The organism is bacterium, from assembly GCA_021372775.1.
Taxonomy (GTDB): Bacteria; Acidobacteriota; Polarisedimenticolia; order J045; family J045; genus JAJFTU01.
The window spans coordinates 1-7,082 of sequence record JAJFTU010000205.1 but is presented as its reverse complement, the minus strand read 5'-3'; the positions used below and the strand labels follow the sequence as shown (position 1 = coordinate 7,082).

Here is a 7,082-nt window from a genome sequence, read left to right as displayed (position 1 = left end):
TTCGCCGATGCCGGTGGCCCACGGCTTGCCGGCGAAGACCCCGGGCGGCATGTCGTTGACGCCGCAGACGACGACCGCGGCGCGCGGGAAGAGGGCGTCGCGGGTCGCGAGCGCGAACTCCGCCGCCGCGTTGTCGGTGGCGAGCACGAGATCGACGCGCCGCCCGGCGTACTTGAAGCGGAGCGTCTCCTCGAAGCGGAGCAGCGTCTCCGCCGTCGGGAAGTGCTTCCAGTCCATGTACTCGATCCGGACGTCGAGTTCGGGCGCCTCGCGGAGGACGCCGAGGATTCCCCGCTGGAGGTCGTCCGTCCAGGAGTAGCCGGCGTGGTAGGAGTGGAGGAGCAGCACCTGACGGTGCGCGGGATCCTCGGCCCGCGCCTGATGCGCGGCGAGAAGCAGTCCGAGGGCGACGAACAACAACCTCCGGACCGTCATGCGCGGTCTCCGGGCGCCGCAAGTGGCGGACGAGAGGTGTATACCATGAACCCACGGCCGAGGAGCGGCTCGGCGCGGCGGCCGGTCCGCCGGGCCGCGGAAGCGGCCGGCGCCGCGCTCCCTCCGGCCTCCGCTCCGCGCCCGCCGGCCTGCGCCTCGACGTTTCGCGCCGCGCGAAGGCCGCTTTCGCCCCGCGGGGCGCGGACCGCGCGATGTTGACCCCCTTGTTTGGCGAGTGATAACCTTCTCTTTTCCCGATTCTGCGCCGAACACCCCCATGCGCCGTGGCATTCGGAGCGGCCTTGACGGACCGTGCGGCGAGGAGACTTTTCCATGCTGCGGGAACTGCGACTCGAAAACCTCGTTCTCGCCCGAAACGTGGCCCTGGAGTTCGCTCCGGGACTCAACCTGATCACCGGAGAGACGGGCGCGGGAAAGTCGCTGATCGTCGGCGCCGTGGAGCTCGCCTTGGGCGGCCGCGGCGAGGCGAGCCTCGTGCGCCAAGGCGAGGAGAAGGCGCTCGTCGAGGCGTTGCTCGACGTGTCGAAGCGGCCGGACGTCGCCGAGCGGTTGGCGCGGGCCGGGATCGGCGCGCCGGGCGGGGAAGTGCTGGTGCGGCGGGAGATCGGCGCCGACGGCCGCTCGAAGGCGTTCGTCAACGGGCAGACGGCGACGATCGCCATGCTGCGCGACCTCCTCTCCGGCCTCGTCGAAATGCACGGGCAGCACGAAGCGCAGACGCTGATGGCTCCCGAACTGCACCGCTCGCTGCTCGACCGCGCGGGGGGGCACGACGAGGCCCTCGTCGCCGTCCGGCGCGAGTCGGCGGCGGTGCGCGAGATCGACGCCAAGCTGCAGGAGCTGGCCGACCGGGCCGCCCAGCGCGAGGGGCGGATCGAGCTGCTGCGGTTCCGCCTCGCCGAGTTCGACGGCGTCAAGCCGGCGCCGGGCGAGGAAGAGAAGCTGCGGCAGGAGCGGGAGCGGCTGCGCCGGGCGGAGGAGATCGGCGAGTCGCTGCGCGGCGCCTTGGACATGATCTACGAAGGGGAGGGGGCGGCGCTCGACCGCGTCCACGCGGCCGGCCGGCGCCTGCGGGCGCACGCGCAGCTCGATCCCCTCTACGAAGACCTGGCCGACCGGCTGGACGACGTGCGGACGCAGATCAACGAGATCGCCGCCGACCTGCGCGGCGGGCTGGACGACGTCGCCCCCGATCCGGAACGGCTGGCGGAGGTCGAGGAGCGGCTGGTCGCGCTGGAGAAGCTGCGGCGCCGCTTCGAGAACGCGACGCTGGCCGACATCGTCTCCGGCGCGGACACGATGCGCCGCGAGCTGGGCCAGCTGACCGAGCAGAGCGAGTCGGCCGAGGCGCTCAAGGCCGAGCGGAACGCGCGGGCCGAGGCGTGGCGCGTCGCGTGCGGCGCGCTGACGGAGGCCCGGCGGGCGGCCGCGGACAAGCTGTCGCGGACGGTCAGCGAGCTGCTCGAAGGGCTGGCGATGCCCAAGGCGCGGCTCGAAGTGGAGCTGAAGCCGCTGGACGCGGAGCAGCTGGCGGGGCAGCCGGCGGGGGCCGAGGGGCTCGACCAGGTCGAGTTCCTGCTGCAGGCCAATCCCGGCGAGCCGGCGCGCCCGCTGCGCAAGGTCGCTTCGGGCGGCGAGCTCTCGCGGGTCATGCTGGCGCTCGACATCGCGCTCGAGGGCGGGCTGCCGCGGCGCACGCTGCTGTTCGACGAGCTGGACCAGGGGCTGGGCGGCGAGGCCGCGGAGCGGCTGGGGCAGTTCCTCGCCCGGGTGGCGGCGCGGCATCAGGTCGTCTGCATCACCCACATCCCGCAGGTCGCGGCGCGCGCCGAGCGGCACATCTTCGTCAGCAAGAAGGTGAAGGCCGGGCGCACCGTCGCCGTGGTCAAGGTGCTCGAGGACGACGACGAGCGGGTCGAGGAACTGGCCCGGATGATCGGCGGCGCGATCGTCACCGACACCGCGCGGCGCCACGCCGAGGCGCTGCTCAAGGCGCAGGAACCGACGGCATGAGCGGGGCGCGGCGCGCGATCTACCCCGGGAGCTTCGACCCGGTCACGTTCGGCCACATGGACATCATCCGGCGGGCCGCGGCGTCGTTCGACGACGTCGTGGTCGCCGTGCTGCGCAACACGAACAAGGCGCCGCTCTTCTCCGCCCAGGAACGGCGCGAGATGCTTGAGGAGGCGATCGCCGAGGCCGGCCTGGGCAACGTGCGGGTCTCGGGCTTCGAGGGGCTGCTCGTGGACTTCGCCCGCAACGTCGAGGCGAAGGTCGTGCTGCGCGGCCTGCGCGCCGTCTCGGACTTCGAATACGAACTGCAGATGGCCCTGCTCAACCGGCGCCTCGCGCCGGAGGTCGAGACGATCTTCCTCGTGCCGGGGGAGGACGTCTCCTTCATTTCGTCGCGGCTCGTCCGCGAAATCGCGCGGCTCGGGGGGGACGTATCCAGCTTGGTGCCCGCCTGCGCCTCCGCCCGCCTTGCGCGCCGGTTGGGCGCGCCTTCCGGAGGAAACGAATGACCCGCCGCATCGCGTCGCGCCTCGCCCTCGTGGCTCCTTCGCCGACGCTCGCCGTCGCCGCCGAGGCGGCCAAGTTGAAGGCCCAGGGGATCAAGGTTCTCGACTTCAGCCTCGGCGAGCCGGATCTGCCGAGCCCGGAGGCGGTCAAGCGGGCGGGGATCGAGGCGATCGAAGCCGACTTCACCCACTACACGCCGGCCGCGGGGATCATGGACCTGCGGAAGGCGATCGCCGCGTCGTACTCCAAGCGCCACGGCATCGAGATCAAGCCGACGGAAGTGCTGGTCGGCCCCGGCGCCAAGTCGGTCCTCTTCTCCGCGATGATGACGCTGGTCAATCCGGGGGACGAGGTCGTGGTCGTCGCGCCGTACTGGGTGTCGTTCCCGGAGCAGGTGAAGCTGGCCGGCGGGACGCCGGTCTTCGCGCGGACGAAGTGGGACGACGCCTTCACCGTGCGCGCGGCGGCGATCGAAGAGGTCCTGACGCCGGCGACGAAGGCGATCATCGTCAACCACCCGAGCAACCCCTGCGGCGGCGTCCTGCCGCGCGAGGAGGCGGCCAAGCTGGCCAAGCTGGTCCGCGAGCGGGATCTCTGGCTGATCTCCGACGAGACGTACGAGGCGTTCGTCTACGACCAGGCGGACGCGATCAGCATGCTCTCCCACCGCGAGGAGCTGGGAGAGCGGCTGCTGGTCACGTCGGCCTTCTCCAAGACTTGGGCGATGACCGGCTGGCGGGTCGGGTACGCGATCGGCGCCGAGCCGGTGATCAAGGGGATGCTGACGGTCCAGGGTCACGACGCGACGCAGGCCGCCTCGATGTGCCAGAAGGCGGCCCTCGCCGCGGCGACGGTCGCCGCCGACGCGCCGAAGCTCATGCTCGAGGAGTACCGGGCGCGCCGCGAGATCGTCCTCGGCCTGCTCGCCCAAATCCCGGGCGTCCGCTGCCTCGCGCCGCGCGGCGCCTTCTACGCCTTCCCCGACGTGAGCGGCGTGATCGCCGCGCGCGGCCTCAAGGACTCCGTGGACTTCTGCGCGGCGCTGCTCCGCGACAAGCACGTCGCGCTCGTCCCGGGCGAGGCGTTCGGCGCTCCGGGGCACGTGCGGATCAGCTACGCCGCGGCGCGCGAGTCGCTGCGGGACGGCCTGGCCCGGATCAAGGAGTTCGCCGAGGGGCGCTGACCGCGTCCCGGCGTCCTCAATGCGGGGGCGGCGTCGTTCGGCGCCGCCCTCTTTTCGTCTCCGACGACCCCGCTCGGGGCCGACGCGGCGCCGTCCGTCCGCTTCGCCGCGCTCAGCGCGCCGCAAACGGTCCGTCCGCGGCGGGCGCGCTGCGGTAGAATCTCCCCATGCGACGCTTGCTCATGGCGCTTCTCGCCGCCGCGGTTCTCTTCGGGGCGGGGGGCGCGGCGTTCGGCGCGCCGACGGTCCGCGTGCTGCGGATCGACGGGATGATCCACCCCGTGACCGCGGCGATTCTGGAACGGGCGCTCGAAGAGTCGGCGCGCGAGGGGGACGACCTCTTCCTGCTGGAGCTGGACACGCCCGGCGGCCTCGTGGACTCGACCGAGCGGATGATCCGCGCGATGCTCGCCAGCCCGACGCCGATCTGCGTCTACGTCACGCCGCGCGGGGCGCACGCCGCCTCGGCCGGCTTCTTCATCCTCCTCGCCGGGAACGTCGCCGCGATGGCGCCGGTGACGAGGACCGGCGCGTCGAGCGTGATCACGATCGGCGGCGAGAACAAGGAAGGGGACGTCGCCCTCAAGAAGGCGTCGGAAGACCTGCAGGCGCTGCTCCGCTCGCTGACCCGCGCCTACGGCCGCCCCGCCGAAGTGGCGGAGGAGGCGGTCAAGAACGCGAAGTCGTGGTCGGCGGAAGAGGCGCTGGAGGCGAAGCTGATCGACCTCGTCGTCCCCTCGCGCGAGGAGCTGCTGGCGCGGCTCGACGGGCGGGAAGTGCCGCGGATCGACGGGACGAAGACGACGCTCCGCCTCGCCGGCGCGCGGATCGTGGAGCAGGAGCTGACCTGGAGCGAGGGGTTCAAGAACGTCGTCCTCCACCCGACGGTCATCGCGCTGCTGCTGACGATCGCGATCATCGGGATCTACGTCGAGTTCACCCATCCGGGGCTGATCCTGCCCGGGGCGGTCGGCGTGACGGCGCTCCTGATCTTCCTCTACGGCAGCCAGGTGCTGCCGGTGCGGTACTTCGCCGCGGCGCTCGTCGCCTGCGGCGTCGTGGCGTTCGTGCTCGAACTGAAGATCGTCTCGCACGGGCTGCTGACGATCGCGGGGGTCGCCTTGACCGGACTGGGGCTGTTCCTGCTCTTCCCGGCGGACATTCCGGGGCTCGCCATTCCGCTGGTCTGGCTCGGGCCGCTGTTCGTGCTGCTCGTCGGCACGCTGATCGTCGTCACCCGGATCGTCCGGCGGGCGCTGCGCGCGCCGCTGGCGACCGGGCGCGAGGGACTGGTCGGCGAGCTGGGAACGGCGCAGAGCGACCTCGCGCCGGAGGGGCGGGTCTTCGTGCACGGCGAAACGTGGTTCGCCCGCGCCGCGGAGACGATTCCGCGGGGGACGCCGGTCCGGGTCGCGGGGAGCGAGGGGTTGGTTCTCGTCGTCGAGCGGGCCGACGCGGCGCCGCGCGACGCGGAAGGGCCGCGGACGCGGCCGGAGGGAGAAGGGAATGAGTGAGTTCGTCACCGCCGTCGGTCCGGGGCTGATCGTCCTGATCATCGTCGCGATCTTCCTGATCTCGCAGTCGATCCGCGTGCTGCCGGAGTACGAGCGGGGCGTCGTCTTCCGCCTCGGCCGGCTGCGCGCCCGCGACTACGGCCCGGGCCTGTTCTTCCTGATCCCGGTGATCGACCGGATGGTCCGCGTCTCGCTGCGGACCGTCGTGCTCGACATCCCGCCGCAGGACGTGATCACGCGGGACAACGTGTCGGTCAAGGTCAACGCGGTCGTCTACTTCCGCGTCTTCAACCCGCGGCAGGCGATCGTCAACGTCGAGAACTACAACTACGCCACGAGCCAGTTCTCGCAGACGACGCTCCGCTCCGTTCTCGGCCAGGTCGAGCTGGACGGGCTGCTCGCCGAGCGGGACCGGCTCAACACGCAGCTGGCCGACATCCTCGACAAGCACACCGAGGCGTGGGGCATCAAGGTGTCCTCGGTCGAGGTGAAGCAGGTGGACCTGCCGGAAGAGATGCGGCGCGCGATGGCCCGCCAGGCCGAGGCCGAACGCGAGAAGCGGGCCAAGATCACCCACGCGGCGGGCGAGTTCGAGGCGGCGACGAAGCTGACCGAGGCGGCGACGCAAATGTCGCAGAACTCGATGACGCTCCAGCTGCGCTACCTGCAGACGCTCACCGAGATCGGCGCCGAGAAGAACTCGGTCATCGTCTTCCCGGTCCCGGTCGATCTGCTGAGCGCGATCATGGGCAAGAAGAAGCAGGAGGACTGAGGCGATGGGCGAAGCGCGTCCCGCGGATCCGCGTCTGCTCGAGGCGGCGCTCGCCGCGACCCGGCGGCTCGATCCGCGGGGTTGCCTCGAGGAACTGGCGCGGGGCGCGCTCGACCTTCTCGGCGGCGCCTGGGCGCTCGGCTACCTGCTCGGCGATTCGGGCGAGGACCTGGAGTGCGCCGCCGCCGTCGGGCGGCGCGAGCCGGCCGATCTTGCCCGCGACCTGCCGTCGCTCGACGCGGGGCTGATCTGGCATCTCGCGCCGCACGGTCCGGCGGTCCTCGAGCAGGCGCGGGTGCTGCTCGCCGAGAACGCCGCCCCCGGAATCGCCGAACAGCTCGGGCCCGGGCTGCTGATTCCGCTCGGCGCGGGCGGCGGCTGCTCCGGTCTGTTGCTGGTCGTCGCCGGCGCCGGCGAGTCGTTCGGCGAGGACGCCCCGGAACTGGGACGCGCCCTCGCGCGGGAGGCCGCGCCGGCGCTCGACAACCTGCGGACGGTCGCCTCGCTGCGCGAGCTGGTGATCCGCGACGACACCGCCGACTGCTACAACCGGCGCTACCTCGACCACACGCTCGAGGACGAAGTCGAGCGGGCGCGGCGGTTCGGCGGGCGCCTGGCGGTGATCTTCCTCGACATG

The 7,082-nt window shown here is 72.0% G+C and carries 7 protein-coding genes; 6 read left to right on the top strand and 1 reads right to left on the bottom strand.

Translation table 11 applies throughout. The features are described from left to right. The coding region (locus LLG88_07180) for a histidine kinase (protein MCE5246689.1) at positions 1 to 435 on the bottom strand (435 nt) is incomplete at its 3' end. A gap of 333 nt (positions 436 to 768) precedes the next feature. Here LLG88_07180 and recN point away from each other — a divergent pair. From recN to LLG88_07150, 6 genes are all read left to right on the top strand, one after another. Next, a complete protein-coding gene (gene recN, locus LLG88_07175) occupies positions 769 to 2,469 on the top strand; it encodes a DNA repair protein RecN (GenBank protein ID MCE5246688.1) in 1,701 nt (566 codons plus the stop codon). After that, positions 2,466 to 2,978 (top strand): pantetheine-phosphate adenylyltransferase, encoded by a 513-nt coding sequence (coaD, locus tag LLG88_07170; protein ID MCE5246687.1) that lies wholly within the window; start codon positions 2,466 to 2,468, stop codon positions 2,976 to 2,978. Before recN ends, coaD begins: the two co-directional genes overlap by 4 nt. After that, positions 2,975 to 4,159, top strand: coding sequence for a pyridoxal phosphate-dependent aminotransferase (locus LLG88_07165; protein MCE5246686.1), 1,185 nt, complete (start codon positions 2,975 to 2,977; stop codon positions 4,157 to 4,159). Before coaD ends, LLG88_07165 begins: the two co-directional genes overlap by 4 nt. Positions 4,160 to 4,326: 167 nt before the next feature. Beyond that, entirely contained in the window at positions 4,327 to 5,673 is a 1,347-nt protein-coding gene (locus LLG88_07160) for a nodulation protein NfeD (GenBank protein MCE5246685.1), read from the top strand. Beyond that, positions 5,666 to 6,445: a slipin family protein gene (locus LLG88_07155; protein MCE5246684.1), complete on the top strand. Its 780-nt coding sequence runs from the start codon at positions 5,666 to 5,668 to the stop codon at positions 6,443 to 6,445. Before LLG88_07160 ends, LLG88_07155 begins: the two co-directional genes overlap by 8 nt. Before the next feature lie 4 nt (positions 6,446 to 6,449). Then, the coding region (locus tag LLG88_07150) for a hypothetical protein (protein MCE5246683.1) at positions 6,450 to 7,082 on the top strand (633 nt) is incomplete at its 3' end.